Annotated in this window: 28 protein-coding genes and 1 pseudogene; 9 read left to right on the forward strand and 20 right to left on the reverse strand. The window is 61.5% G+C overall.

Annotated elements, in window-relative coordinates:
- Positions 1–61: 61 nt before the first annotated feature.
- From ACQ4W0_RS15225 to ACQ4W0_RS15250, 6 genes are read right to left on the reverse strand one after another with little or no spacing between them, the layout of a single operon-like run.
- Positions 62–3,055, reverse strand: a complete 2,994-nt coding sequence (locus ACQ4W0_RS15225; RefSeq protein ID WP_436577482.1) for a Tn3 family transposase — start codon at positions 3,053–3,055, stop codon at positions 62–64.
- A 37-nt stretch (positions 3,056–3,092) separates the two neighbouring features.
- Positions 3,093–3,809: an immunity 52 family protein gene (locus ACQ4W0_RS15230; protein ID WP_436577483.1), complete on the reverse strand. Its 717-nt coding sequence runs from the start codon at positions 3,807–3,809 to the stop codon at positions 3,093–3,095.
- Positions 3,806–4,396 (reverse strand): restriction endonuclease fold toxin 5 domain-containing protein, encoded by a 591-nt coding sequence (locus ACQ4W0_RS15235; RefSeq protein ID WP_436577484.1) that lies wholly within the window; start codon positions 4,394–4,396, stop codon positions 3,806–3,808. Before ACQ4W0_RS15235 ends, ACQ4W0_RS15230 begins: the two co-directional genes overlap by 4 nt.
- Positions 4,396–4,743, reverse strand: a complete 348-nt coding sequence (locus ACQ4W0_RS15240) for a hypothetical protein (RefSeq protein WP_436577485.1) — start codon at positions 4,741–4,743, stop codon at positions 4,396–4,398. The genes ACQ4W0_RS15235 and ACQ4W0_RS15240 overlap by 1 nt, the downstream gene beginning before the upstream one ends.
- Positions 4,730–5,239 (reverse strand): DUF4123 domain-containing protein, encoded by a 510-nt coding sequence (locus tag ACQ4W0_RS15245; protein ID WP_436577486.1) that lies wholly within the window; start codon positions 5,237–5,239, stop codon positions 4,730–4,732. Before ACQ4W0_RS15245 ends, ACQ4W0_RS15240 begins: the two co-directional genes overlap by 14 nt.
- Positions 5,236–5,652 carry a PAAR domain-containing protein gene (locus ACQ4W0_RS15250; protein ID WP_436577487.1) on the reverse strand — a complete coding sequence of 139 codons (417 nt, stop codon included), beginning with the start codon at positions 5,650–5,652 and terminating at the stop codon, positions 5,236–5,238. The genes ACQ4W0_RS15245 and ACQ4W0_RS15250 overlap by 4 nt, the downstream gene beginning before the upstream one ends.
- A gap of 304 nt (positions 5,653–5,956) precedes the next feature.
- On the opposite strand from ACQ4W0_RS15250, the pseudogene ACQ4W0_RS15255 reads away from it, so the two are divergent.
- Together ACQ4W0_RS15255 and ACQ4W0_RS15260 are read left to right on the forward strand one after the other, a co-directional pair.
- Positions 5,957–6,519, forward strand: a pseudogene (locus tag ACQ4W0_RS15255) (recombinase family protein).
- Between the two features lie 216 nt (positions 6,520–6,735).
- Positions 6,736–7,899: an NAD(P)/FAD-dependent oxidoreductase gene (locus tag ACQ4W0_RS15260; RefSeq protein ID WP_436577707.1), complete on the forward strand. Its 1,164-nt coding sequence runs from the start codon at positions 6,736–6,738 to the stop codon at positions 7,897–7,899.
- A 14-nt stretch (positions 7,900–7,913) separates the two neighbouring features.
- Here ACQ4W0_RS15260 and ACQ4W0_RS15265 read toward each other — a convergent pair whose 3' ends face one another.
- From ACQ4W0_RS15265 to ACQ4W0_RS15275, 3 genes are all read right to left on the reverse strand, one after another.
- Complete coding sequence (locus ACQ4W0_RS15265) at positions 7,914–8,372, reverse strand: hypothetical protein (protein WP_436577488.1); 459 nt, start codon at positions 8,370–8,372, stop codon at positions 7,914–7,916.
- Between the two features lie 95 nt (positions 8,373–8,467).
- Complete coding sequence (locus tag ACQ4W0_RS15270; protein WP_436577489.1) at positions 8,468–8,887, reverse strand: NTF2 fold immunity protein; 420 nt, start codon at positions 8,885–8,887, stop codon at positions 8,468–8,470.
- Between the two features lie 146 nt (positions 8,888–9,033).
- The gene (locus ACQ4W0_RS15275; protein WP_426071075.1) at positions 9,034–9,915 is read right to left on the reverse strand and encodes a LysR family transcriptional regulator; all 882 of its coding nucleotides are present in this window, start codon (positions 9,913–9,915) and stop codon (positions 9,034–9,036) included.
- Positions 9,916–10,012: 97 nt separating this feature from the next.
- On the opposite strand from ACQ4W0_RS15275, the gene ACQ4W0_RS15280 reads away from it, so the two are divergent.
- Both ACQ4W0_RS15280 and ACQ4W0_RS15285 read left to right on the forward strand, forming a co-directional pair.
- Positions 10,013–10,597: a GNAT family N-acetyltransferase gene (locus tag ACQ4W0_RS15280; protein ID WP_436577490.1), complete on the forward strand. Its 585-nt coding sequence runs from the start codon at positions 10,013–10,015 to the stop codon at positions 10,595–10,597.
- 118 nt (positions 10,598–10,715) lie between these two features.
- Positions 10,716–12,194, forward strand: coding sequence for an MFS transporter (locus tag ACQ4W0_RS15285; protein WP_436577708.1), 1,479 nt, complete (start codon positions 10,716–10,718; stop codon positions 12,192–12,194).
- A gap of 16 nt (positions 12,195–12,210) precedes the next feature.
- Here ACQ4W0_RS15285 and ACQ4W0_RS15290 read toward each other — a convergent pair whose 3' ends face one another.
- The 3 genes from ACQ4W0_RS15290 to ACQ4W0_RS15300 are packed head-to-tail and all read right to left on the reverse strand — an operon-like array spanning position 12,211 to position 13,932.
- Positions 12,211–12,594 (reverse strand): cupredoxin domain-containing protein, encoded by a 384-nt coding sequence (locus tag ACQ4W0_RS15290; RefSeq protein WP_436577491.1) that lies wholly within the window; start codon positions 12,592–12,594, stop codon positions 12,211–12,213.
- A 3-nt stretch (positions 12,595–12,597) separates the two neighbouring features.
- Positions 12,598–13,494: a metallophosphoesterase family protein gene (locus ACQ4W0_RS15295; RefSeq protein WP_436577709.1), complete on the reverse strand. Its 897-nt coding sequence runs from the start codon at positions 13,492–13,494 to the stop codon at positions 12,598–12,600.
- 57 nt (positions 13,495–13,551) lie between these two features.
- Positions 13,552–13,932, reverse strand: coding sequence for a c-type cytochrome (locus ACQ4W0_RS15300; RefSeq protein WP_436577492.1), 381 nt, complete (start codon positions 13,930–13,932; stop codon positions 13,552–13,554).
- Positions 13,933–13,964: 32 nt separating this feature from the next.
- Between ACQ4W0_RS15300 and ACQ4W0_RS15305 the strand changes: the two genes are divergently transcribed.
- Positions 13,965–14,681: a sigma-70 family RNA polymerase sigma factor gene (locus tag ACQ4W0_RS15305; protein WP_436577493.1), complete on the forward strand. Its 717-nt coding sequence runs from the start codon at positions 13,965–13,967 to the stop codon at positions 14,679–14,681.
- On the forward strand, positions 14,671–15,486 hold the full coding sequence (locus ACQ4W0_RS15310) for an anti-sigma factor family protein (protein ID WP_436577494.1): 816 nt from the start codon (positions 14,671–14,673) through the stop codon (positions 15,484–15,486). The genes ACQ4W0_RS15305 and ACQ4W0_RS15310 overlap by 11 nt, the downstream gene beginning before the upstream one ends.
- A gap of 26 nt (positions 15,487–15,512) precedes the next feature.
- Here the strand turns inward: ACQ4W0_RS15310 and ACQ4W0_RS15315 are convergent, their stop codons facing one another.
- Positions 15,513–16,574: an alpha/beta hydrolase gene (locus tag ACQ4W0_RS15315; protein WP_436577495.1), complete on the reverse strand. Its 1,062-nt coding sequence runs from the start codon at positions 16,572–16,574 to the stop codon at positions 15,513–15,515.
- An 85-nt stretch (positions 16,575–16,659) separates the two neighbouring features.
- On the reverse strand, positions 16,660–18,918 hold the full coding sequence (locus ACQ4W0_RS15320) for a heavy metal translocating P-type ATPase (RefSeq protein ID WP_436577496.1): 2,259 nt from the start codon (positions 18,916–18,918) through the stop codon (positions 16,660–16,662).
- Between the two features lie 98 nt (positions 18,919–19,016).
- Here ACQ4W0_RS15320 and cadR point away from each other — a divergent pair, with 98 nt between their 5' ends.
- Positions 19,017–19,448 (forward strand): Cd(II)/Pb(II)-responsive transcriptional regulator, encoded by a 432-nt coding sequence (cadR, locus tag ACQ4W0_RS15325; protein ID WP_099387768.1) that lies wholly within the window; start codon positions 19,017–19,019, stop codon positions 19,446–19,448.
- Between the two features lie 12 nt (positions 19,449–19,460).
- Entirely contained in the window at positions 19,461–20,501 is a 1,041-nt protein-coding gene (locus tag ACQ4W0_RS15330) for a hypothetical protein (protein ID WP_436577497.1), read from the forward strand.
- On the opposite strand, the gene ACQ4W0_RS15335 is transcribed toward ACQ4W0_RS15330, so the two are convergent.
- The 5 genes from ACQ4W0_RS15335 to ACQ4W0_RS15355 form a co-directional block, all read right to left on the reverse strand.
- Positions 20,490–20,939, reverse strand: a complete 450-nt coding sequence (locus ACQ4W0_RS15335; protein WP_436577498.1) for a hypothetical protein — start codon at positions 20,937–20,939, stop codon at positions 20,490–20,492. The two genes, ACQ4W0_RS15330 and ACQ4W0_RS15335, sit on opposite strands and share 12 nt — an antisense overlap.
- 7 nt (positions 20,940–20,946) lie before the next feature.
- On the reverse strand, positions 20,947–21,327 hold the full coding sequence (locus ACQ4W0_RS15340; protein WP_436577499.1) for a hypothetical protein: 381 nt from the start codon (positions 21,325–21,327) through the stop codon (positions 20,947–20,949).
- 103 nt (positions 21,328–21,430) lie between these two features.
- Positions 21,431–21,982: a DUF4142 domain-containing protein gene (locus ACQ4W0_RS15345; protein ID WP_436577500.1), complete on the reverse strand. Its 552-nt coding sequence runs from the start codon at positions 21,980–21,982 to the stop codon at positions 21,431–21,433.
- 99 nt (positions 21,983–22,081) lie between these two features.
- Positions 22,082–22,732 (reverse strand): SMI1/KNR4 family protein, encoded by a 651-nt coding sequence (locus tag ACQ4W0_RS15350; RefSeq protein WP_436577501.1) that lies wholly within the window; start codon positions 22,730–22,732, stop codon positions 22,082–22,084.
- Between the two features lie 3 nt (positions 22,733–22,735).
- On the reverse strand, positions 22,736–23,128 hold the full coding sequence (locus ACQ4W0_RS15355; RefSeq protein WP_100872995.1) for a MerR family transcriptional regulator: 393 nt from the start codon (positions 23,126–23,128) through the stop codon (positions 22,736–22,738).
- A 70-nt stretch (positions 23,129–23,198) separates the two neighbouring features.
- On the opposite strand from ACQ4W0_RS15355, the gene ACQ4W0_RS15360 reads away from it, so the two are divergent.
- Positions 23,199–23,993 (forward strand): SDR family NAD(P)-dependent oxidoreductase, encoded by a 795-nt coding sequence (locus ACQ4W0_RS15360; RefSeq protein WP_436577502.1) that lies wholly within the window; start codon positions 23,199–23,201, stop codon positions 23,991–23,993.
- A gap of 3 nt (positions 23,994–23,996) precedes the next feature.
- Here the strand turns inward: ACQ4W0_RS15360 and ACQ4W0_RS15365 are convergent, their stop codons facing one another.
- On the reverse strand, positions 23,997–25,298 hold the full coding sequence (locus ACQ4W0_RS15365; RefSeq protein ID WP_436577503.1) for an NRAMP family divalent metal transporter: 1,302 nt from the start codon (positions 25,296–25,298) through the stop codon (positions 23,997–23,999).
- Between the last annotated feature and the right edge of the window lie 39 nt (positions 25,299–25,337).

Here is a 25,337-nt window from a genome sequence, read left to right on the forward strand (position 1 = left end):
CGTTATTACTTTCGCGTCTATGTGCCATTTCTGTCCGTATCCCGGTTGGCCGCTCTACCGCTCACTCATCGCTGGCCGGGTTGCGCAATGGACGCAGCTCACCCTTGGCCACCGCGTCCGGCACCGAGAACGAATACCGGCCAAGCATGTTAATCTGCTCATGCAGCAACGGCGACCGCCTGGCCACGTCCTCATCCCGGACCTCGAAGCCGTCCGCGCGCAGCTGGGTCAAAGCCGCCTCCATATAGCTCGTGTTCCACAACACGATCATGTTGAACACCAGGCCCAGCGCGCCGAGCTGGTCTTCCTGGCCTTCGCGGTAGTGCTGGCGCCGTTCGCCGCGCTTTCCGTGGAAAACAGCGCGGGCGACGCTATGTCGCCCCTCGCCTCGGTTGAGCTGGGTTAGAGTGCCACGGCGCTTGGCTTCATCATCAATGTACGTCAGTGTATGCAATGTTTTGTCGATGCGGCCGAACTCGGCGATCGCATGGGCCAGTCTGGTCGGCCGCTCGCCCACCTGAAGCGTGCGCATGATGCCGGCAGCGGGCACCCGACCGAGCTTGAGCGAGCCGGCCAAGCGCAGCATGTCGTCCCAATGTAGCTCGATCTTTTGCAGGCTGATATTGTGTCCGGATACAGAATTGAGCAGCCCGTAGTCGGCCTTCGGGTCAATCCGCCAGAAGCGGGTACCACCGACATCGGCCAGGCGTGGACTAAATCGGTATCCAAATAGGCGGAACAGCCCGAAAACAACGTCGCTGTACGCGCCCGTGTCCGTCATGATCTGGGTCGGCTGTAGGTCGCTATGCTGTTCCAGGACGACGGCCAGCAGGACCAGGCTATCGCGCAGCGTGCCCGGCTCTATGATGTCGTTCAGTCCGGAAAACTGGTTCGATATCAAGTTGTACCAAGTTACGCCGCGCCCAACGCCGAAGTATTTCGGGTTCGACCCGGAATGCACTGACCGCACTGGCACCACGAACCGCATGCCGTCGGCCGACGCGACCTCGCCACCACCCCACACACTGGCCAGCGCCGAACGGACTTGCGCGGCGACCAGCATGGTGTTCGCCGCCGTGATGGTGTCGTCGCGCAAGTAGTTCTGGTCCACCCAGGACAACCTGTCGCGCTTGAGCGCCGGCACGTCGCCGCGAATCAAGGGCTCAGCTCCCGTGTTGCAGGCTTCGGCCATCAACACGGCGCAGATACTCACATGCAGATCGGAAGCGCGAGCGGTGCGCTCCGATATATGGGTGAAAGCGTCCGTAAAGCGGGTGCGTGCGGCAATCTCCAGGATCAGTTCCGGCAGATCGACGCGCGGCAGCATGCTCGTGACCCTGGCGCGCAGCGCGATCAGCGACGCCGGCTCATCCATTTTATCCAAAGGACTGAGCACCAGTTCTTGTTTGTCGCCCATCTTTTCGAACCGCACGGCAGGGTTGTCGGGCAACCTGGCGGCGACAGCGCGGTAGGTGCGGTCCAGTTCATCGGCCAGGGCGGTCAATGTCGGCCCCGGCTCGGCCGACAGCCCCAGCGTGCGACAAATGATCGGGCGAGTGGATTCCCATTCGGCGTTATCGAGCAGGCCGGCGCGCGGATCGGCGTAACGCCAACTCGGGGCCACGAACACATCACGCCGGCGCAGCGCGATACGCAGTTCGGACAAAACGCAGAAGGTGTAGGCGTGGAAATCGATGACGTCGCCCTCGCGCAGCACATGGCGCTGCCATGGCTTGGTGATGATCTCGCGTGGCGCGTCGTTGTCGGGTCTCTTCACCGTCATGTTGGCGCGAAGCCAGGCAAAGGCGGCAATGAACGGCTCGCCAGCGGCATTCGCGCCAAAGTGAATGTGCTCGGCCAACCCCGGCAGGAAGCGGCGCACGGTCTTGTACTTGGCGTCCAGCTCCTGGTAATACACATTGTCGGTCGGTCGAATCAGCTTGTTGACGCCGGCGAGAGCTAGCGCAAGCACATCAGGCGATATACGCGCGAACAACTGAGTGCGCAGCTCGGCATCCGGCACAGTGTCGTCCAGCAGCATTTGACAGGCGCTGGCGAGGGTGGCCGCAGCCTCATCCAAATCCTTGAGCGAGCGGAGGCGCGATTTCTTGTCGGCCTTCACGGCGTCACCGAAAAGCTCCCGTAGGATGACTTCGAGCACTTCCAGGGCGTCATCTTGGGCCGACGCTTCGAGGCAGTGCACGAACGCTACCAAGGTGGCCAGGCGGCGCAATACCGGCAGGCGCAGGATCGCACTGGCCTTGGCGGCGCCGGCAAACCGGGCCAGGGCCGCGACCCGAGTGGCCGGGATGCGCGTGGCGACCGGCAACCGAATGCCAAGCTCGCGAACGGCTTGTAGCCGCATCAGCGCTAGGCTCATTGATCGGCTGCTGGCCACCACCGGCCAGGTGCGCAGGCGATCAAGCGGCGAATTCCGAGTGCCGCCAGAAGAGACCAGGAGGCCTTCAAGGCGCGTTTGCTGGTCCAGACTGATTCCGCTGCCCAGCGAGCGCCACAAGCGCTCCTCGACGCGGCTGCGCAGGCGCGCGACGTACCTTTCGAGCGTTGTACAGCCAGGCAACAGCACCTTGTGCGTCACGAGCCATGTAGTAGCACGCTCGAACAACACGCTCGGCCGGTCGGTGCCGGTCCAGCAAAGAGCATACAGCCACCTGGTCAGGCAGAAGGCAATCATGCGTTCCGTAAATTCGACGTAGCCATAGGATGCGCGAATTTCCGTCGCATGCTGCCAGCGCTGCTCGCCGGCACTGTAGACATTTGCCTTGTCCAGCACCTCAATGCGAAGCTGCTTGGCCAGCGTCAGTAACACGGGCTGGGGCACAGCCAGCGGGTCTTCCAGGAACGTGCCCAGGTAGCGCACGGTCCCTAGCTGGACGGCGAAACCCAGCCGATTGTGCGCACCGCGCTTTTGTGCGATCAGCGCATGGTCGGTGTCGTCCAGGTGGAAATACCTGGCGAGGTCGTGGGACGACGGCGGGCCGGCATAGCGGCCGTAGTTTTCGCGCTGGTCGTTCGAGAGAAAGCTGACGGGCATGAGTTCTCCTGCGGAGCCGCGCGCGAGTTATCGGAGCTCAGAGGTCCGCGTATCGGGGCAGCAAGTCCTGATCGACCAAACGGATTTCAATGGCGTTGGCGACCTTGACGTGCTCCGGGTTCTCGTCGGAGAACGGCGCGTCGGTGACGCTGACCACGATTGTGCCGATCTGCTTCTTGTCGGCTCCCAGCACCGGAACCAGCGCCCGCGCCTCTGGCACTTGCTGGGCGGTGAGTACCTTGGGCAGGTACAGCATCCAGCCGATTCCGGGGCGGTCCTTGAAAACTTTTCTATTGGAGTAGCCGCTCGTTTCAACGGATACACTTGAAGAATTCCAAAGCAGGACCGCGCCCTTCACAACCTCTACAGCGGCCTTCCAGTCGTCCGCAAAGGCATCCGATTCCGCATTCAGCGTAAGTAGGCTGACTGCCGGTCTGAGTCTACCAAAGTACTTGATTGATGCCCCGTCCCCATCGTCATCATGTCCATTCCACATGCTGACGATACGCGTTTCGATATCATTCTTCAATTTTTCGTTTAGCACGGCGGTCGCTGCGGGCGTTGGGCCGGTCGTTTCGAATACATCGTAAAGAAATGCCTCCTGTTTGGATTTTCCCTTGAGAAGCCAGCCGGTGAGTTTGGGCGAGGCTGAAGCGAGGACCATGCTAAACGTGTACAACTCATGAAGTATCTCATCGACCTTCAGGTGGCCGGTGGCGCGGAAATGCGCCGTCATTTCAATTGGGTTGTTCATGGTTGATATACCGATTCGATGGGAAGTAACATTTTGACAAAGGCCAGGGAAAAATAGCGGTAGCTCATCGGCTCCATGAAATACCAGTGCAACTGGACGGGGGGCATCGGTTTTGCGACGGCAGACTGCCGCGACGCTTCTAAAAAAATTGGATCATCACCTTCCCACCATTTCTGGGGAGCCCCCGATGCATTGAAGAATTGGTCGTACTTCGCTTTCGCTTCCTTGAGCACGCACTGGCTGGAGTCGAAGCCGTCGAAAGTTACGCCTCCGAACATCCACTCGGTGATGAAGCCCGAACCGACGGGCAGGCCAGCAATCCGCGCCTGGTAGGCAATCGACGTTTCTGACCAGCCTGCTGTGGATCGATTGAAGGGGGCACCACTGTCCGGAGGACACTTCTTGCATTTCTCCTTAGTCTTGGTCTGTGCGTCCGTGCGTGCGATTGGCGAGGACCTGGCTTGATCGGCTTCTTTCTGGTGCTTGCGCGCCGCATCGCCAGCCGCGCCGGCGACCGCGCCAACACCGAGTGCCACGAGCACGCGCGCCGCCACCGCTTCTATCGCGGGAATTGCAAGAGCGGCCATCAGGGCCCCCTTTCAAGCTTATTGTTCATTACTGCAATCATGTCATCGAGTCGTTGTTCCGGCGTGGCGCCTAGTTTTCGCAGGTAGGCGTTAATCAGCGGGGCGGCATGGATGCCCGGTGCATCCGCCGCCAAATACAATAGGCGTACGATATGGGGCGTTGAAGTAAAACCAATGCTGACGGCGTAATCATAGGCAGCCTGCATACTATCTTGCACCGCGGCGCCTCCAAGTCGTTCCAGCATGTCGGGACGATTGGCCAGGAACTGATTACATACGGCAACCACGAATTGGTGCGTGTCGCGCGCCTGGAGTTCTTCCCACTGGTCTTGACTAAGCTTGAGCATGCTGCCTCCCTATCCAGACCCGCTGCCCCTTGTGCAGCAGATGCCATTCGTGGATATGGGCGAAGAACGTTTCTCGTTGTGCCGGTTCCAGCACCTCGGCCAAGTTGACCAGCACACGAGGGTCCCAGAAGCGCAGCAGCGCGGTGCGGCCGTCCGGCAGTACGGTGTCCAGATTCAGCTGCAGCAGTTGCGCCAGGCCTTCAAGGGTTTGCGGGGCGATAAGCCAGCTGACTGAGGGGGCGGCATGTTCCAGTGCCGCCAGCGCATCGACGAGCGCGGCGCCGACTTGTTCGGCATCGATCAGCCACGGTCCGGCATGAGCCAGGGCCGCGTCATGGGTGCCTGCGAACAAAGAACGGAAACCAACTCGCGCCGTGCAGGGTTCGCCGAATTGCGCGCGGTACCGCTCGCCGTCGACCAGCGCGTACAACCGCAGCGGACCCATGCCCAGCTGCAATTGCACGAGCCGCGTCACCACGTCGGGTGGCGTGCTCATTCGCGCACCACGGTCGCGCTGCCGGTGGCGGCTGCCTTGAGCAAGCAGTCCAGGCAGACACCCGATGTTGTGCTCGACGCGATCTGTGATGCCGTCGCCAAGGCTTCGGCCTTATCCTCGGCAGCCGGATCGCCCATCGACGATTCGTCGGACCAGATAGTGGTGATTTGACCGGAAATCAATTTCGCTCCGCAAGCGGTCGAGTCCATGTGGCGCGCATAGCCGTTGCCGCCACCATCCACCAGGTCGCTTGGTCCCGACGTGATGGCGAAAGTTCCCTTGCACTTGGGGCACACGGTCATGGCGCCGACACGCGCGACATACTTACCGTTGATGTCGAAGGTGAGATCGGCGCTGATGACCGTGCCGCCGTGACTGGTCTTGTCGCCCATGACGATGAGGGGTCTGTTCAAACGATGCTCAAAAATGGGATGCTGTGACGCAGAAAATTGCTTTTATAATATACTTTCCAAATATATTAGGTGCGCACGATTCAAAATTCACAGGACTGGTGCGCCGGATGGGGCGACCTGAGCTTGCCTTTTGCTCCAAATACAGAGTGTGGCTGCGATGCGATGTCAAGATAGGTTATACCCTAACCTGATGTCAGGATACCTTGCGTCGCTCCGTCAGGATAGAGTGGCAGCGCGAATTTATTGACAGATGCCGCGAAGGGTCATAGAGTTTCCCTGACACTTTCACCCCTCGAGACACATCTTGCACGGACAACGCACCGGCTATATCCGGGTCAGCAGTTTCGACCAGAATCCAGAGCGCAAACTCGATCACGTCCAAGTGGACAAGCAGTTCATCGACAAGGCATCGGGAAAGGATACCGTCAGGCCGCAGCTTGATACAATGCTGTCGTTCGCGCGCGAGGGCGACACGGTGGTTGTGGCATGGACCGTCTGGCCCGCAACTTGGACGACTTGCGCCGCCTGGTGCAGCAACTCACCAAGCGAGGTATCCGCATCGAATTCGTCAAGGAGTGCCTGACCTTCACTGGTGAGGATTCGCCGATGGCGAACCTGCTGCTGTCCGTCATGGGTGCGTTCGCTGAGTTTGAGCGGGCGCTGATCCGCGAGCGGCAGCGGGAAGGAATCACCCTGGCCAAGCAACGCGGTGCATACCGTGGCCGCAAGAAAGCGCTGGCGGCCGACCAGGTTGTCGAGCTGCGCCGCCGCGCCGGTGCCGGCGAGCAGAAGGCCAAACTTGCGCGTGAGTTCGGGATTAGCCGCGAGACCCTATACCAATACCTGAAAGCGGAAGCCGCCATATGAAAATCCATGCGCCCATCGACGGACTGAGCGACGCCGAGCGAACGATGCTAATTGACGGACTGCGGGCGCTGCGTAGGGAGCGTGGCAAGGCATGGAACGACGCCTGCGATGCCGCCGACCTAGCCGGAAGACGCCGGCCGGCGCTGCGGCCGTTCGGTATTCACGACATCATCAGGCTCGCCGAACGGCTTGGCGGTAGCGTTGTCCATAGACTTGATGAACGGGCGCCAGGGGCTTAACCCGGTTTTCCATTCCACTGCACCTCAAACCCCGATTTGCGGGCGGCTGGCATGGCGGCACTTCCAGTCGACAACAAGATATAGATATATGAATAATAAAAAACCGCAACACATCATCGTTATCGGTGCCGGCATCGTGGGCGCTTCCCTGGCTTATCACCTGGCCAGCAAGGGTACAAAAGTCACTGTGGTCGAGGCGCAAGGCATCGCGTCCGGCGTGACGGGCACCTCGTTTGCCTGGATTAACACGTCCTGCGCGGGGCCCGACCCCATTGCGGCACTGCGCGGCGGCGCCATCGCTGCCTACCGTCGGCTGGAAACGCAGGTGCCCGGCTTGACGGTGCGCTGGACTGGCGCCTTGTCACATTGCACGCAGGACGGGCGCGTGACGCCCGCGTGCATATTGCTGGACCGGTCGCGGATTGCCCAGCTTGAACCAAATCTCAGGCAGCCGCCGGAACAAGCGCTGTACGAGCCGGAGCAGGGCGCCCTCGATGCCGTCGCCGCCACGCACGCCTTGCTGGCAGCGGCCCGGGCGCTGGGCGCGACCGTCCTCACGCACACGCCCGTGCTGGGCTTTACCGTCCAGGACGCGCGAGTGACGGGCGTGAAAACGGCCGCTGGCATCATCGAGGCGGATGTGATCGTATTGGCGGCGGGCATGGGCACCGCCACACTGGCCGCGCAACTGGGCGCCAGCCTGCCGATTCACGCCTCGCCCGCCATCTTCCTGCGCTACCAGGCGCCGCGCGGCCTGGTGCGGGGCATTATTTCCAGTCATGCAATGGAAGTGCGACAAGACGACGATGGCACATTGCTGGCAGCGGAAGATTATGTGGACGACGCTGCGGAAAACCAGCCCGCCGCCATGGCGCGGCGCACGGCCAGCGCGATTAGCCTTGAGCTCGAAGGGGGAGATGCAATCGCGCTGGAACTGGCCTGTGTCGGCCTGCGCCCCATGCCCTTTGACGGCGTGCCCGTGATCGGCTATTTGCCGCAAGTCGAAGGCGTGTACGTGTGCGCCATGCATCCGGGCGTGGTACTGGCGGCCATCGTGGGCCAGCTCGCCAGCGAAGAAATCGTCGATGGAAAGCCAGCGTCAGCCCTGGAGGCTTGCCGGCCCGCGCGTTTTCAGGCGTGATTGTGCGCTGATTCCTACGGCACAGCCACCACGAACACGGGCAGGATGAACGGCGCCGGCTCCTGTTCATCGCCTTGCTCCGGCGCGTCCTGCAAATAATTCTCGTTGCGCCAGTCCCCGTTCACCACGCGGTCAACGATCAGCGCCAGATCCTGCGTTTCGCGCAGCGCGCAGCGAAACGGCAGTCGGCCATGCGAGCGCGACACCAGGCTGTAGCGCAACTGGCGGCATTGCGCATCGTGCCAGCAATAGAACAGCATGTCCTCGCCAATGAGCGCGCTGCTGCGCGCCGCGATCACCTGGCTGATGAATTCAACGATCTCCGCCGCATGAATCTGCGGCGTTTCTTCGTCCGTGGGCGAAAAGCTCCACATATTGGTCGTCGCTTCGTGATTGATGTCGTCGTGATCAATCTCCACGGCATCGTCTTTCGCCATGGCGAACCAGCGGCTTACAACTGTTGAGTGCATCATATAAAGCTTTCCATACTTACTAATAGCTGTTTCTTTACGCATGCGCATGTCTTGGTCACGCATGGCTTGCATAGACTTAGCCAACCGAGATTTAGCTAAAGATAAGCTGGTCGCCAACGCTCCATGCCATCATCTTCGTCCATCCATTCTTTTTTATCAATAAGCCATTGCTGGTTTTTAAGACTCAATGTGTATCTGTATCTATTCTTGAATCCCGAAGTCTGCTGCGTGGAAATGACAGCTTTACTTCCTGATATCGCTGAATCTAAAAATATTTCGCCTGGTGAGTATTCAGGTGGATCACTGCAGAGCAATGATATCTGGCGACCTTGTTTTCTTTCCTTTTTGGTGCAAAAACCATCAAAAATAGTATCGAGATCCTGTTTCATTTTTTCTCTGAGAGTAATCAGCCCTTTCTCTCGCACCTCGGGGTAGTAATGAAGTTCCCAGCCATTCATGGCCAGAATAAAATCCTTCAATACATTTTCAACATCGACTATTTCAATACTCATCATTTCCCTTGGCTAGCCAATGTCACCAGTGTCAATCAAGATGCCAATGCCCGTCATTTCACGCTGCCATTTTTGATCATGCAAGTGCAGCCCATTCAGGATTGTGCCATACCTCGGCCCTATTGACCCTTGAGCGACGCTTCCATGACTTACCCCCTCGGCCCATCCAGCAGCAATTCCGCCAGCCTGGTCGTCAGCCACAAACTCGTCTCGCTGAGCTTCTTGCCGTGGATCGACAGCCGCCGCACGGGCAAGCGCGACAAAGCCAGCGCAGGGCAGGGTACTTCCTGCAAATACCCTTTGTAATTGTCGTAATTGGCGATGTTGAGCGGCAAAATCGCCCAGCCCAGCTCGTCGGCGACCATTTCCGCGATGCTGTAGAAACTGTCGGAGAACCAGACGGCGGGGCTGAAGGCGTGTTCGCGATTCAGCTCGGAATCCATGATCAGCTGGCGATAGCGGGTCAGCTCGTTGCGGCTCACTTCCTGGCCGTGCGCCATAGCGTGGCCCTTCGCCACGAACACGCCTTGCGCCACGCTGCCGATGTGCTGCTGTTCCAGTATGGGCGAGATGGGGCCACGGTCAAAGTGGAAGGCCACGTCGGCTTGCTGCTGCTCCACGTATTGCGCCACTTCCGAGGCCGTGGCGTTGAGCATGACCAGTTCCAGCGCCGGGTAGCGCGCCGCCAACTCCTTCACCAGCTTGCTGATGGCCAGGTAGGGCAGGGCTTCGTCCAGCGCCAGGGTCAGTTGCGCTTCGGGCGCCTCGCTCAGCAGCTGGGCGCGCAGCTGCAATCGCTCGGCCTGGCGCAGCAGTTCGCACGCTTCCAGATGCATCACCTTGCCCGCTTCCGTCAGCACGGCGCTGCGGCGTGAACGGTCGAACAGTTCCACGCCGAATTCCGCTTCCAGCAAGCCGATCGAGGTGCTGACCACCGATTGCGCGCGGCCCAGCCGGCGCGCTGCGCCCGAGAAAGAACCGGCCGCGACAGCCGCCTCGAAGTAACGCATTTGTTCCAAAGTCCATTGCATGGCATCCACCTATCTGTTTTACAGATGGATTTTAACTTGAATGCCATCCAGGGGCGACATAAAATGCCTTTACTAATTCAATAACATGAGATCCGCCATGAAAAACGCCCAAGCCCATACCCCCGCCATCAGCTTCAGCTGGTGTCACGACGCCACCGCCGAAGATGCCTTGTGCAAGTTATATCTTGATAACGTCAGCGCCGACTATATCTCCCATTCGGAGCTGCAGGGCGAGCGCGCCGACGCACCAGGCAACTGGCGCGCGGACTTGCCTGAAGTGATACGCGGCGAAATCCGCGCCGCCCTGTCGCATGACTGGGCACATGGCGATTCGACCCTGCTGGCCGTGGCTACCTTGGGCGACGCCATCGTCGGCATGGCCCTGGTTTCCATCGATACGCGCCAGCGCGCTTCGAAATCGTTCGCTGCGCTGGACGACCTGGTCTTGCTGCCCTCCGTGCGCGGCAGCGGCATCGGCAGTCAGCTGGTGGAGTGGGTAGCCGACGAGCTGCGCAGCCACGGCATCGCCCGTTTATTCCTCGAATGCGGCGCGCACAACCTGACGGCGCAGAAATTCTTCCAGGGACGCGGCTTCAAGCAAGTGTCCGTCGTCATGCTGCGCGAACTCGATGTGCCTGCGGTAACCGCTGCCGTGGATGACAAGGATGGCGACCGTGGCTGACGCCCGCCGCCCCCGACAAGGCCAGGCCCGTGGCAGCCTGGAACGTAAATATTTGCGCAGCACCAAATTCATCCAAACCGATAGTTGTTAACTAATACATGAGTTGTTTATGCATCCAATGAAAAAATGGCTGACGCTGGCCATCGTCTCCAGCGCCCTGTTCCTGATCGTGGTCGACATGACCGTGCTCTACACCGCCTTGCCCGCGCTGACGCGCGACCTGCAGGCAACTTCCTCGCAAAAACTGTGGATCATCAACGTCTACGCGCTGGTCGTCTCCGGTCTGCTGCCCGGCCTCGGCACCCTCGGTGACCGCCTGAGCCACAAACCCGTTTTCCTGGCCGGCCTCGCCGTGTTTGGCATCGCCTCGCTGTGCGCCGCGTTTTCGCCCGCAGCAGAATGGCTGATCTTTGCCCGCGTTCTGCTGGCCATCGGCGCCGCGCTGATGATGCCGGCCACCTTGTCCATCATCCGCCTGACCTTTACGGATAACCGCGAGCGCTCGTTCGCCATCGGCGTGTGGGCGGCGATTGCCTCCGGTGGCGCCGCGTTTGGCCCCGTGCTCGGTGGTTTCCTGATGGAACACTATTGGTGGGGTTCCGTGTTCCTGATCAACGTGCCTATCGTGCTGCTGACCCTGGTGCTGGCCACCGTCATCCTGCCGAAACGGGCCGGTAACCGCGACAAGCCATGGGACCTGGCTGGCTCTTTGCAAATCATGATGGGTCTGCTGGGTGGCGTGTATGCGATCAAGGAGCTGGGCAAGCCGCAGCCGTCGCATGCGCTGGCCGCCGCTTCGTTCGCCGTGGGCGCCTTCTTCATGCTGAAGTTTGTGCGCCGCCAGAAGCGGCAAGCCAAGCCGCTGATCGACTTCGCCCTGTTCCGCGAACTGCCGTTTTCCAGCGCCGTGGCCGCCGCCATGGTGGCCTCGGCTGCCCTGATTGGCATGGAACTGGCGCTGAGCCAGCACATGCAGCTGGTGCGTGAACTCTCGCCGCTGGAAGCGGGCTTGCTGTTGTTGCCGTTGCCGCTGGCGTCCGTATTTGCCGGCCCGCTGACAGGTTTCATGCTGCCGCGCGCCGACAAGGCCATGGTCTTGTGGGGTTCGCTGTTGTTGTCAGGCATAGGCATGGCATCGTATTTGCTGCTGCATGACGCCGCCGTCTCGGCGCAAGTGGTCAGCCTGGTAATCCTGGGCCTGGGCCTGGGCGCCGTCATGACGGCAGCCTCCAGCGCCGTGATGCTGAACGTGGCGCCGCAACAGGCCGGCATGGCCGCCTCGATCGAGGAAGTGTCGTACGAACTGGGCGCCGTGATCGGCGTGACGGTGCTGGGCACCATTCTGTCGGCCGTCTACAGCGCCACCCTGGTGATCCCGGAAAGCGCGGGCCTGTTGCCGAATGCGCATGACACCCTCGACGCGGCGCTACTGGCGGCCGAGCAATTGCCGGCCGAACTGGGCTTGCAAGTGTCGGAGCTGGCCCGTTCGGCCTTCGACAAGGCGTTTATTGTCGTGCTGGCAACGGCTTCCGCCATCCTGATGGCGGCCGCGGCCACCATCCGCCATTTGCATCTGCGCGCACGCCGCGTGGCGTGATGCACGGGCAGGGCGGCTAATCCGTGACGATGATTTTCCCGCCCATTTGTTCGTGGCCGCTGCCGCAAAAATTGTCGCATAAAAAGGCGTATTCACCGGCCTGGCCGGGCGTCAGCCACACTTGCGTGAGCTGGCTCGGCATCAGGTCGGCACGGATTTTCATGTCAGGGATGAAAAAACCATGGATGAAATCGACGGCTGTGAACGCCAGCACGACGGGTTCGTCCTTTTTTAAAGTGATTTCATTCGGCGTGTAGACGAATTTCCTGGCCTCGATGGCGATGATCCTTTCCTTTGCGGTAACTTCCTTGACGCCCTGGGCGTCGATGGCGGCTCCCGTCAGCAGCGCGCCGACACCACAGGCCAAGCTGAAACATAGCTGTCTTCTGGCGCGGTCCATGGCTCACGTCCTTGTAACGGGAAATTCCGTGAGCTTGTATTCATGGTTTCCGGATTCCGCTTCCACCTCGCGAAAGCCGAGCCCCTTGTTCGGCGCGGCCGGGTCCCACGGCAGGGGCGTGCGCTTTTCCTGCGATCCCGGCGCCGGCAGGGGGAAAATCAGCGACTTGGCGGCATGGTGCGCGATCTGGCCCGTCATGTGGTGGTGTTCCTGGTGAATATGGCCATAGAACACGGTCACATTGCTGTACGGCATTAACAGGGCGATCGCCTTGTCGCCGTCGCGCGTGGCCCAGTCCCACTTGGGCACGAGGTCGAACAGGGGGCGGTGGGTGAAGACGACGATGCGCGCGTCTGTTGCCTGCTGGTCCAGGTCGCTCTTCAGCCATTCCAGCTGGCTGTCGCCGATGCGCGCGCCGGGATCGGACACGTTATCGAGGGCAATGAAATGCACGCCCTTGTGCTCGAACGTGTAATTGGATGGCCCGAAGTTTTCCTTGAAAGCGGCGCCGTTGTCGAGCGAGGCGTCGTGCTCGCCGGGGATGAAACGCACGGTTTTTACCTGCAGCCCCGCCGCAATGTCCTTGAATTCGGCCATGCGCTGGCGGCGCTCCTTCGGATCGTCCGTCGTGTGGGTCAGGTCACCCGTAAAGATGATGAAGTCGGGCGGCACTTCCAGCGCATTTACCGTGGCAACCGTTTTCCTGAAGGTGTTGAGGGCGTCGGGATTGGCGCCGCCGCTGAAGCCCCAGTGCACGTCGGACAACTGGACGAAGTAAAAATCGTCGTACACGGTGGCAGCCTTGCCGGCCACTGCCGCTTGCGCATGTCCATACAGTCCGGAAATGAACACGGCGCCCCCGCCCATGGCGGTCAGTTTCATGAAACTTCTGCGGTCCATCATGATAGTTCTCCTTGATATGCCTGGCTTGGCAGGCAGGCGGTGGCAAAACAAGCTCTATTTGGCGGCCGGGGCCGCCTGCTGCAAATACGCGATCAAGTCGGCGCGGTCTTGCGCGGACGGCACCATATAGCCCATTTTCTGGCCGGGAATCAGTTTTTCCGGATTCGTCAGCCACTGTTCCAGCATCTTCTCGCTCCACACGATGCCGGACGCCTTCACGGCCGGCGAGTAGCTGTAGTCGGCGACGCTGCCGGCTTTCCTGTCGAACACGCCCTTGTGCGCTGGCCCCACGCCGTTGTAGTCGATCGAGTGGCAAGCCATGCACATGGTTTTGTAGAGCGCCTGGCCGTGGATGGCGTCGCCGGCGGCAGCCGCGCCGCTGGAAGCAATCAGCATGGCCCCGGTCATGCCAGCGATGTAGTACGGGTATTTCATGTCGAAGTCCCTTCGCATTGCGGATAGTTCGCATGGTCCCGGTGCAATCGGGGCCTGCAAATGCTATAACTCCAAAGGCGGTGAAAATATTCCCGCAAAAGCCGGTTTATTTTTCTCCCTGCATCGGGAATAAATGGCAGGCAAAGCGAGTCTTATGGGGTGAGACGGTCGACAGGCGGATGGGTGTTGATTTGAATGACATCGATAAAACCAAGTTCTTTGAAAAAATTGCCATGCCTCATCTGGACTCTGCCTACAACCTGGCACGATGGCTCACGCGCAATGATCAGGATGCCCAGGACTTGGTGCAGACGGCGTTCCTGCGCGCCTACCGCTTCATGGACGGCTACCATGGCGATGGCGACGGCGCGCGCGCCTGGCTGCTGACCATCGTGCGCAATAGCTATTACACGTCGCTGCGCGACAGCCGCCCGCAACACGATGACATCGGCTTTGACGAGGAGCTCTATGGACACGATGAGGATGCATGCGGCATGCCGCGCAATGATGTCGGCGCCAATCCCGAAGACGTATTGGCGGCGCAAGATGTAAAGGAGGCCATCAATCATGGACTGGAAGCACTGCCGCAGCTTTTCAGGGAGGTGCTGGTGCTGAAGGAGATCGACGATTTATCCTACAAGGAGATCGCGGACATCGTCGGCATCCCGCTGGGCACGGTGATGTCGCGCCTGGCGCGGGCACGCAAGCTGCTGTTGATGTACCTGAAACAACATACCGATGAGAAATGACATGGAGTGCACGGAATCACACAGCAAGATGTCCGCCTTTGCCGATGGCGAACTCGATGCAGCGACGGCCGGGCGATTGACGCAGCATCTGGCCCATTGCCCGGACTGCGCGAAGGCGTGCGAACAGTTGCTGGCCCTGCGCGCGGCGGTGGGCCAGCATGGCATGCGCCACGCCGCGCCAGCCGCCCTGCAGCAACGCCTGCGCCAGGCGCTGCAGGAAGAGGGGAAGGCGGCGAAGGGGGCGAAGGCGACGCCGCGTGGCCGGAAATGGGCGCAACTGCCGTGGGCGTGGATCAATTTTGCTCTTGCGGGCGCCAGCACGGCGGCGTTTGCCGTTACCCTGGCGCTGTACCTGTCCGTGCCATCGGACGCGGAACGGCTGGACCAGGAGATCGTGGCCAGCCATTTCCGTTCGCTGATGCCCGATCACCTGGCGGACGTGGCGTCGTCCGACCAGCACACCGTCAAGCCTTGGTTCAGCGGCAAGCTCGACTTTTCTCCGCCCGTGGTTGACCTGGCGCAAACTGGCTTTCCCTTGGTCGGCGGGCGACTCGACTATATCAAGCAGCGTCCCGTCGCCGCGCTCGCCTATCGCCGGCACCAGCATGTGCTGAACCTGTATGTCTGGCCTGACAAGGCGCTGCGCGATGCGCCGCCACGCCTGACCGTGATGCACGGCTATCACTTGATACGCTGGAGCCGGTCCGGCATGGAGTACCGGCTCATTTCCGACCTTAATGTGCCTGAACTGATGGACTTCGAGCGCCAGCTCACGGCGCAAATCGACAAGGAGGGCTTGCCGTAAAGCGCCGCGACGGGCGTTCTACCTGGCTACTTGAGCAAAGGCGCCACCTTGTCGCGCAAGATCGCCCATTGGGCATCGAGCACGGCCTGGTTGGGGTCGTGTCCGGCCCGTTTCACCAGGGTAAAACTCTTGACCGGCGCCGTGAGGCTGTCGAAATACGTGCGCGCGATGGCTGGCGAGGTCAGCAGGTCTTCCTCGCCCATCACGAGAAACACGGGTAATCCAAAGCGCGTGCCCAGCACAGGCAGGTCGACTTTGGCGAACATGCCGTCGCCGCGCATGCCGATGAACTGGATATATGAATAATCATCGGCCGCCTCGGCGTCCGCCAGGGCTTGCTGCGTGGCATAGAACGGCGCGGGCTGCCACCAGTGCTTGGGCGGCGCATCCGTTGCCAGCCCTTCATATTTGCGGTCGAAGCGGCGCAAGATACCGAAGTTGCGCGGATCGCGCCATGGCGGCGGACCCAGCGCTGTCAACTTGTCCACCGTGGGCGCGTCCTGCGCCGCTTGCGCCAGCGCAAGCACTTGTCCGTACATGCCTGCCTCGTTGTCCCGCGCATTGACCACCTGCGCCGTGCCGATATACGCGTGGAACAGGTCTGGCCGGGCCTTGGCCATGTGCACGCCCAGAATCGAACCCCAGGAGCTGCCCATCAGGATCACTTTATCCTTGCCCAAGTGCTGCTGCAGATAGCGGGCCACGGCGATGCCGTCGTCGCGCATCTGTTCCACCGTCAAGGGCACATCTTCCGTGGGCCGCTGTTTCGCATAGGTCATGCCCGCGCCGCGCTGGTCCCACTGCACCAGCGTGTAGTGGCGTTCCCAGCCCGCGTAGATGGCATCCGCATACGGACTCAAGGCGTTGCCGGGGCCGCCATGGATGAAGAGGATCACGGGATTGCCGCAGGCGGCGCCCGTGACCGTGATCCATTGCTCAATGCCATTGATGGGCACATAAGCTTGCTCGCGGATGGGCTGTGCGGGCGAGGTGCAGATGCTGTCGGAGAAGGCCAGGGGTTCGGCGTGCAGGCCTGTCGTGGACAGCAGCAGAGCGGACAGCAGGGCGAGGTGGGAAATGGGTCTCATCGGCTACTTTGATGGCTGTTATCAATAGCCATCAAAGTAGCGTTTTTTACATGAATTGTCCAGATAGAACTATTTCTGGGGGGATTTAGTGACTTTTCCCCTTACGCAGCAATCTCAGCCCGTTGGCCACCACCAGCAAGCTGGCGCCCACGTCCGCGAACACGGCCATCCACAGGGTCGCCATGCCGGCCAGGGCCAGGCCGAAGAACAGGGCCTTGATGCCGATGGCAAAGCTGATGTTTTGCACGAGGATGCTGCGCGTGCGCTGACTCAGGGAGATGAATTCGGGCAATTTCCCCAGTTCATCGTCCATCAGGGCCACGTCCGCCGTTTCGATGGCCGTGTCGCTGCCTGCCGCGCCCATGGCGAAGCCGATGTCCGCCTGCGCCAGGGCCGGGGCGTCGTTGACGCCGTCGCCCAGCATGGCCACCACGCCGAACTGTTGCTGCAAGGCCTTGATCTCGTCCAGTTTATTTTCCGGCAGCAATTCCGCCTTGACCAGGCTCACGCCGACCTCGGCGCCGATGCGCTGCGCCGTCAGCAGGTTGTCTCCCGTCAGCATCACGGTCGTCACGCCCAGCGCATTCAATTTGGCGATGGCAGACGCCGCCGTTGGGCGCAGCACGTCGGCCACGGCGATCACGCCCAGCGCGCCGGCTTTGGTCGCCAGCACCATGGCCGTGTAGGCTTGCTGTTCCAGCCGCGCCAGGACGGCTTGCAGTGACGGTGTCAAGACATTCAATTCCGTCATCAGGCGGGCATTGCCCAGATAATAGGTCTGGCCGGCGATATCGCCTTGCACGCCGCGCCCATGCAGGGCGGCAAACTGGGTGACGGGCAAGTGGCTGCTGGCGGGCGGCCCTGCCTTGACGATGGCGGCGGCCAGCGGGTGGGCGGAATTGGCGTCCAGGCTGGCGGCCAGTTGCAGGATGGCGTCGCGGCTGCTACCTTCCAATGCGACCACGTCCGTGACGGCCGGTTTGCCCATGGTCAGGGTGCCCGTCTTGTCGACGGCGATGGCCTTGATGCGGTAGCCCGTTTCCAGGAATTGCCCGCCTTTCACTAAAATGCCGCGCCGCGCGGCCGCCGTCAGGCCGCTGACCACCGTGACGGGCGTGGAAATGACCAGCGCGCACGGACAGGCGATGACCAGCATCACCAAGGCCTTGTAGACCCAGGCCATGAATGGCGCACCCAGCAGCAAAGGCGGCAGCACGGCCACCAGGATGGCGAACACGACGACGGCAGGCGTGTAGTAGCGGGCGAAATTGTCGACAAAGCGCTGCGTGGGCGCCTGTTTGCCCTGCGTTTCCTCGATCACCTTGACGATTTTTGCCAGGGTGCTGTTGCCGCTGTTGGCCGTCACGGTGACGTCGAGCAAGCCCCGTTCATTGATGGTGCCTGCATACACGACGTCGCCCACGGCCTTGTCTACCGGCATGCTTTCACCCGTGATCGGCGCCTGGTTGACGGACGATGCGCCGCTGGCCACCACGCCATCGAGGGCGATGCGCTCGCCCGGTTTCACGCGCATCAGCGTGCCGATAGCCACCGTGGCCACGGGTACGGGCTGCCAGGCGCCGCTGGCGTCGGCAACCGTCGCCGTGTCGGGCGCCAGCTGCATCAGGCTGTGCACGGCATTGCGCGCGCGGTTCAGGGACAAGCCTTCGATCAGCTCGGCGATGGCGAAAAGGAAGATGACCATGGCCGCTTCCGGCCACTGGCCGATGGCGATGGCGCCAAAAACTGCCAGGCTCATCAGGAAATTGATGTTCAGGGTGAAGGTTTTCAGGGCGATCCAGCCCTTTTTCAGCGTCGGCCAGCCGCCCGTGGCGATCGACAGCAGGGCCAGGGCAATGACGAGGGGCGAACTGTCTTCGTGCGTGGTCCACGCCAGCGCCTCGGCGCCGGCCGCGGCCAGGCCGGACACCACCAGCAAGCCTTTTTGCATGCCGGACAGGCTGCCTTCGTCCGGATCGCGCGCGACGACGGCGTCCGCCTGCATGGGAATCGCCTGCATGCCGATGCCGTGCAGGGCCGCTTCCACCATGGCCAGCGAGGGCAGGGTGTGGTGCACGTCCAGCATGCGGTTCATCAAGTTGAAATCGAGGCCCACCACGCCGGCCATATTGGCCAGCTTGTTGCGGATCAAACGCTCTTCCGTGGGGCAATCCATATTGGCGATGCGGTACCGGGCCGTATCGGAGCCGGCGATGGGGGCGCTGGGCAGGGCTGGCCCGGTATCGCCAGCAGGGGCGGCGTGGCTGTGTGAACAGCAGCCGCCGTGACTGGGCTTGGCGTCTTGTGCATGGTCGTGCGCGTGGTTATGGCTATCGTGCGGCATCGCATCATCCTTCAGGATTGGTGTATGCTTCCATTAGAAACCCTGTAGCCGCTACAGGGTCAAGCGAAATTTGCACGAAAGAATGAAAAGGGGATGCCATGCGTATCGGAGAACTGGCCAAACGGACAGATTGTGACGTGGAAACCGTGCGTTACTATGAAAAGGCGGGCTTGCTGCAGGAACCGGGCCGCAACAGCGCCGGCTACCGCGAATATCGGGAAGAGCACCAGGAACGACTGCAATTCATCCGCCATTGCCGCTCGCTGCAGATCGGCTTGACGGATATCCGCGCCTTGCTGGAATTTAAGAACAATCCAGCCGAAGGTTGCCAGAGCGTCAATGAATTGCTCGACCACCATATCTTGCGCATTGCCGAGCAAATGGCGAATTTGCAAACCTTGCAGCAGCAGCTGGTGACCTTGCGCCACCAGTGCGACCAGCCGCAACCATCGCAAGACTGCGCCATCCTGCAAAATCTGTCTGAGGCGGCCAGCGGCAACGACTGCGCCTGCCATACCGAACTCCATTGAACCGATTGCTACATGCTGAAACTGATACCTGGAAGTACTTTACTCACCTTATCCCTGCTGTCGCCGCTGTGCCATGCGGCCGATGATTCTCCCGCCACCCATTACCTGACCCTGTACGCCATCCCCGGCGTGCCGCTCGACGATGACCCGTACACCTGGAGCACGGCTGGCGGCAAGCAGCTGACAAAAGGCGTGACCAAGGCGGACGGACACGCCTATCTCAAAAGAGAAGAGGGCGAAGAGTCGTATGTCCTGGAAACGGTCAGCATGCGCTGGACGTTCCTTGTGCCGGCTCGCTGCTGGCAAGAAACGCCTGCCGCCTTCCAGGCATGCCTGAAACTCAAGCAAAGGGCCAATCTATACGATATCGAACAGGATGCAACGAAACAGGCCAGAGAGAAAGATCAACAGGTCAAGGCGGCGGCCTATGTGCTGGCGGCCAGGGCAAATGACGATGCACTGGCCTGGCTGGGCAAGCTGCCGCCGCAGTGGTCGATGCAGGAACACGCCAAGCGTCTGCTGTCCATCGGCGACAAGATCGAGCGGCATATAGCCAGCGGCTTGCGGCAAGGCGGCCCCGATGTGCGCCAGTTCGTCTGCAAGGCGCCCACGGCCTATGGCGCGTTGCCACAGCAGCAAGCCGTGCTGGCCTATCAATTGCAGCCACCACCCGAGCTGCACGCCGGTGCCGTCTGGGACCAGCTGCTTGCGGCTGCCGCCCAGGGCAACTGGATGGCGCGCCTGGAAGTGTATTACGCGCTGGCGGAGCGCAAGGTGAGCGAACTGAGCTATGTGGAGCAGGCGCGCCTGGTGCAATTGATGGAATGGCTGCACCAACGCGAAATCGCCGGGCTGTACAGTTTTTTCAGCGCCCGCATCGTTGGCGACAGCGCCACGCAAGACCGCCTGGAACGCCTGGCCGCCATGCAGGGCAGCGTCATGGACCAGAGCGCCGTGGGGACGCTGCTGCAGGACGAGGACGATCCGGCGCTGAAGGCGGCAGGCAAGCGAATGCTCGACTGCGCGGCAGCAGCCATGCAGTCACCGCGCTAACGCGGCAGCGGGGGCGGTCCGCTTCGCGCGCGCCAGGTCATCGTGCCAGTCTTGCTGCACCAGCCGGTAGATATCGGCAAAGAAGGCGCGCGGGTCGGCCATTTCATCCCATCGGGCGGGCAGGGCGTAGGTACTCTCGGGGTCATGTGCAAGGATGGCCTGGAAGTCGTAAGCGGGATCTTGCAGCGCCTGCGCCAGCACGGCCACGAGCGCATGGCGGTGGCGGTAGCTGAGTTCCTTGTACTGCGACGTGATGTCGCGCCGTATCAGCGCCGCACGCCGGACCGGGTCGTTCATGTCCCAGGTATCGAGTTCCACGCCCAGGGTGTGTTCGCGGTCATACACGTCGAAAGGGCCGAGGAAATGGTAAAGCGTGGGTTCATACGGCACGTCCACCCAAGGGCTGCGCAGGCCTGTTGGCTTAGTTTTTGGCATCATGGCTGGATTACGCGCATTTGGGCAAGGTCCAGCCTTCATAGCCCATGTCGGTCGGGTAGATGGCGCGGTTCTGCCCCCAGCGGGCATGGTCGAGGATGCCGTCTTCATGCATGTCCAGCACCCATTCCGTGCTTTCTAGCAAGGTGCCATCCTTGTGATACACACGGAAGAACGTGGACGTGCTGAGTGCGCGCACGATGTTCTGCGGCACGCCGTTGCCATAGTGGGGCACATAGGTCTTGATGACGCACGTACCCTGGTCGTTCCACTGCTGTGTATACACGGTGGCATTGCGCGCCGCCGCCACTTTGATGAAGAGCCAGCCTGCCAGCACGATGGCAAACAGGATGGCGGCGGCGATCAAGCCGGTTTTCTTGAGTAGCTGCATGAGGTCATGGCATGGCCGAAAACGAAGTTGCTGCATTGTATGTCAAGAGCAGAAATACTTGCTGTACAGCATGCACGTCGAGTATTTAGCTGCATATTGCGGTCTATTTCGCCAATGCCGCCTGCAAGGCGTTCGCCATGTCCAGATGATGTTGCAACGCTGGCAATGTCTTCTTGGCGAAGGCCTTGATGTCGGGGTCGCTGGCCTTCTGGCTGGCATCCGTAAACAGTTTCACGGCCTCTTTGTGCGCGGCCACGCCGATGCTGGCCGCATATTCCTTGTCGAACTGCTGGCCTTCCAACTGGCCCAGCTTGTCGATCTGCGCCTGATGCTTTGTACCGGGCTGGTCGCTGACCTTGATCTGCTTGCTGCTGGCCAGCTGCTTCAATTCCTCGGCCACTTTCGTGTGGTCCGTAACCATGGCGCCGGCGAATGTCTTCACCTCGGGATTGCTGCTCTTGCTTTGCGCGACTTTGCTGGCGGCAATTTCCGTGCTGCCCGCGTCGGCGGCCTTGCTAAGGAATTGCTTGTCGTACGCGCCCGGTGCGGCGGCGGCGATGCTGTTGATGGCGATGCCGCTCAACAGTGCCACGGCGGCGGCTATGGCCACGCTCTTCAGAGAGGGGGTACGGGAAATGGTGGTGGAGATGCGCATGGGATTCCTTTCGGGTATGGTTTTTTCTGCAAGCTGATGACAATGTTAAGCCGTCAGCCTGCGCACACCCATAGGACAGGCGCGGCCATGCCCGTAGGACTAATCCTGTTCGCTAGCGCACAGTTCAACTTGTTTAAGAGCAAACAAGGCGGCGATGCCGGCATCGCGGCGCCAGGCGGGCATGCCGATATCGAGCCACTCCGCCATCGCGTCCAGGTGGGATGGCTCAGAGACGCTGTGTTCGAGTTCGTCGAGCACCGTGTCGCGGTCGATATACAGGCTGTCCAGCCAAGCGTCGAACGAGGGCGCCAGTTCGATGAAACCGTGGGCGCGCTTGCCGGTCCACTCCGGCAACTCCTGCACATAGGCCAGCACACGGCCGCCGCCGTCTTCCGTCAAGTCCAGGTAGACCATGGAATTGCCGCCATCGCGGGCGAAGGGCAGGATGCGCACCGGCATGTTCGTATGCTTGCGCGCGGCGCGGATTTCGCCCACCAGCGTTTCATCGCAGAAATCGCCTTCGTCGGCGCTGAAAAAAGTGTTGAACCCCATTTTTTCCACGCCGCCATTACCATCAGGCACATCCGTGGTGTAGTCGAACCAGGCGCCGTTGGCCACTTGCAGGAAAGCCAGGAAGGCGGGCGGCAAGGGCGCTTCCAGCAAGGTTTCGATGGCGGCGATCTGCTGCGCGGTAGGGGCAGGCTTGGCGCCCTCGAGCGCCAGGTGGCGGTACTGCGTGTAATAAGTCATTGATTATCCTTGTAAATTTCTTGCGACCGCCACGCCGTCCTCGCAGCCCGTCTCCACCTTGGCCAGCGCGTCGACGAGGCCGGCGCGCAGCACGGCCATCGAGCGTGCCTTGTCGTCGATCTGGGCGATTTTCGTTTCCAGCATGACCCGCTTGGTGGCCGCATCAAGGGCGTTTTCCTGCCAGACGGCAATGACTTCGGCGATTTCCTTCAAGGTAAAACCCAGCGCCTTGGCGTGGCCGATCAGCTCGATGCGCCGCAAGGCTTGCGCCGAGTACTCCTTGTAATTATTCGTCATGCCCGGCTGCGGCGCTTCGTCCAATAGCCCCTGGCGCTCGTAAAAGCGCACCGTATCCTTGGATACGCCCGTCAGGCGGGTGATTTCTCCGATGCGCATCGATTCCTCTTGACCGTGGACTAAAGACCACAGTTTACAGTAAAACCCTCATTCACTACACACCGCTGCCATGACCGCTTTCAATTACACCAAACAGACCGTGCTGATCACGGGGGCGTCGTCCGGTATCGGCCGTGTCTTTGCGGAAACCATGGCCGAGCGCGGCGCCCATTTGCTGCTGCTGGCCCGCTCCGGCGCGGTGCTCGACGGCCTGGCCAAGGAACTTTCCCAGCGCCACGGCATCCGCGCGCAGGCACTGGTAGCCGACCTGAGCTTGCCCGGCGCCGCTGCGCAAGCCTACGCGCAGGCCTGCGCACTGGGCATGCCGCCCGATGTGCTGATCAATAATGCGGGATTCGCCACGCATGGCCGCTTCGAAAGCATCAATCTCGCGCGCCAGGCGGCCGAAGTGACCGTCAATTGCACGGCCCTGATGGAACTCACGCACTGCGCCTTGCCGCACATGCTGGCGCAAGGGCGGGGCGCCATCATCAACGTGGCGTCCACGGCGGCCCTGCAGCCCGACCCCTACATGGCGATTTACGGCGCCAGCAAGGCTTTCGTGCTGTCGTTTTCGGAAGCGCTGTGGGCGGAAAACCGCAGCCGTGGCGTGCGCGTGCTGGCCCTGTGCCCGGGCGCCACGGACACGGCCTTCTTCGACGTGGTGGCCGCGCCCGAAGCGGCCGTGGGTCAGCGCATGGCGCCGCAAGCGGTCGTCGATGAAGCGCTGCGGGCCCTGGACCGGGGCCGCAGCAGCCATGTGGCGGGCCGGCCCAACCGGCTGCTGGCCTGGCTGCCGCGCTTGCTCCCGCGCCAGACGGTGCTGGGCATCGTGGAAGGCATGCTCAAGCCGAAGGCGGCGTAACAGTCAGAGCGCCATGCTGGCAAACATGGCCAGCACGGCCGTCGCCATGACGAGGGTGGACAGCCAGCCCAGCGCCCGCAGGCGGCGCGAAATGGTCAGTGTGCCCATGATGGCGGGGCGCGAGGCCATCACCATCATCAGGGCCATGATGGGCACGGAAATGACGCCATTGATGACGGCGCTCCAGTACAGGGCCTTGATGGGGTCTAGCGGCGAAAAGCACAGGGCGGCGCCCAGCACGGTGGAGGCGGCGATGATGCCGTAGAATTTCTTGGCCGCCTTGGGCGCCAGTTCCAGGCTGTTTTTCCAGTGGAAGGCACCGGCCATGGCATAGGCGGCCGAGCCGGCCAGCACGGGGATGGCCAGCAAGCCCGTGCCGATAATGCCCAGGCTGAACAGGGCGAAGGCGAACTCGCCGGCAATGGGGCGCAGGGCGGATGCGGCCTGAGCCGACGTATCGATGTGCGTGATGCCTTGCGCGCCCAGGGTCACGGCCGTGGTCAGCATGATGAAAAACGCCACCAGGTTGGAAAAGCCCATGCCGATGGCCGTGTCCATCTTGATGCGCTGGAATTGCCGTGGCGCCTGTTCGGGCGTGCGGCGCAAGGCTTGCGCGCCAGAATCGGCCTGCAAGTCTTCCACTTCCTGCGATGCTTGCCAGAAAAACAAGTATGGACTGATCGTGGTGCCGAACACGGCCACGATCATGGTCACCGTAGCGGCCGACCAGGCCAGCTGGGGCCAGACGGTGCGCAGCGCCACTTCGCCCCAGGGAATATGCACGGTCAGCACGGTGGCCACATAGGCCAGCAAGCCCAGGGTCAGCCATTTCAGGATGCGCACGTACTTTTGATACGGAATGAATACTTGCAGCAGCAGGGACAGCAGGCCGAAACCGACGGCGTACAGGTGGGTGGGGCCGCCTATGATCAGGGTCAAGGCATCGCCCATGGCGGCCACGTCGGCAGCGATATTGATGACATTGGCCAGCAGCAACAAGCCGACGATGGCGTACAACAGGGAACGGGGATAGTGGCGGCGGATATTCGTCGCCAGCCCATGCCCGCTGACCCGGCCGATCTTGGCGCTGATGACCTGGATACCGAGCATCAGGGGAAACGTCAGGCACACCGTCCACAGCATGCCGAAGCCGAACTGCGCACCCGCCTGTGAATACGTGGCAATGCCGCTGGGGTCGTCGTCGGCCGCGCCCGTGATCAGACCAGGGCCCAGCTTGCCCAGCCAGGTGTCGGATGGGGCGGCCGGCTGGCGGCCGGCGTCCGCGTGACCGCTGTCGGTGTGCATGCGTGGCTCCTGTGTGGTGGAGCCAGCAGCGTATCACAG

It is taken from the genome of Janthinobacterium breve (assembly GCF_051380895.1).
GTDB lineage: Bacteria > Pseudomonadota > Gammaproteobacteria > Burkholderiales > Burkholderiaceae_D > Janthinobacterium.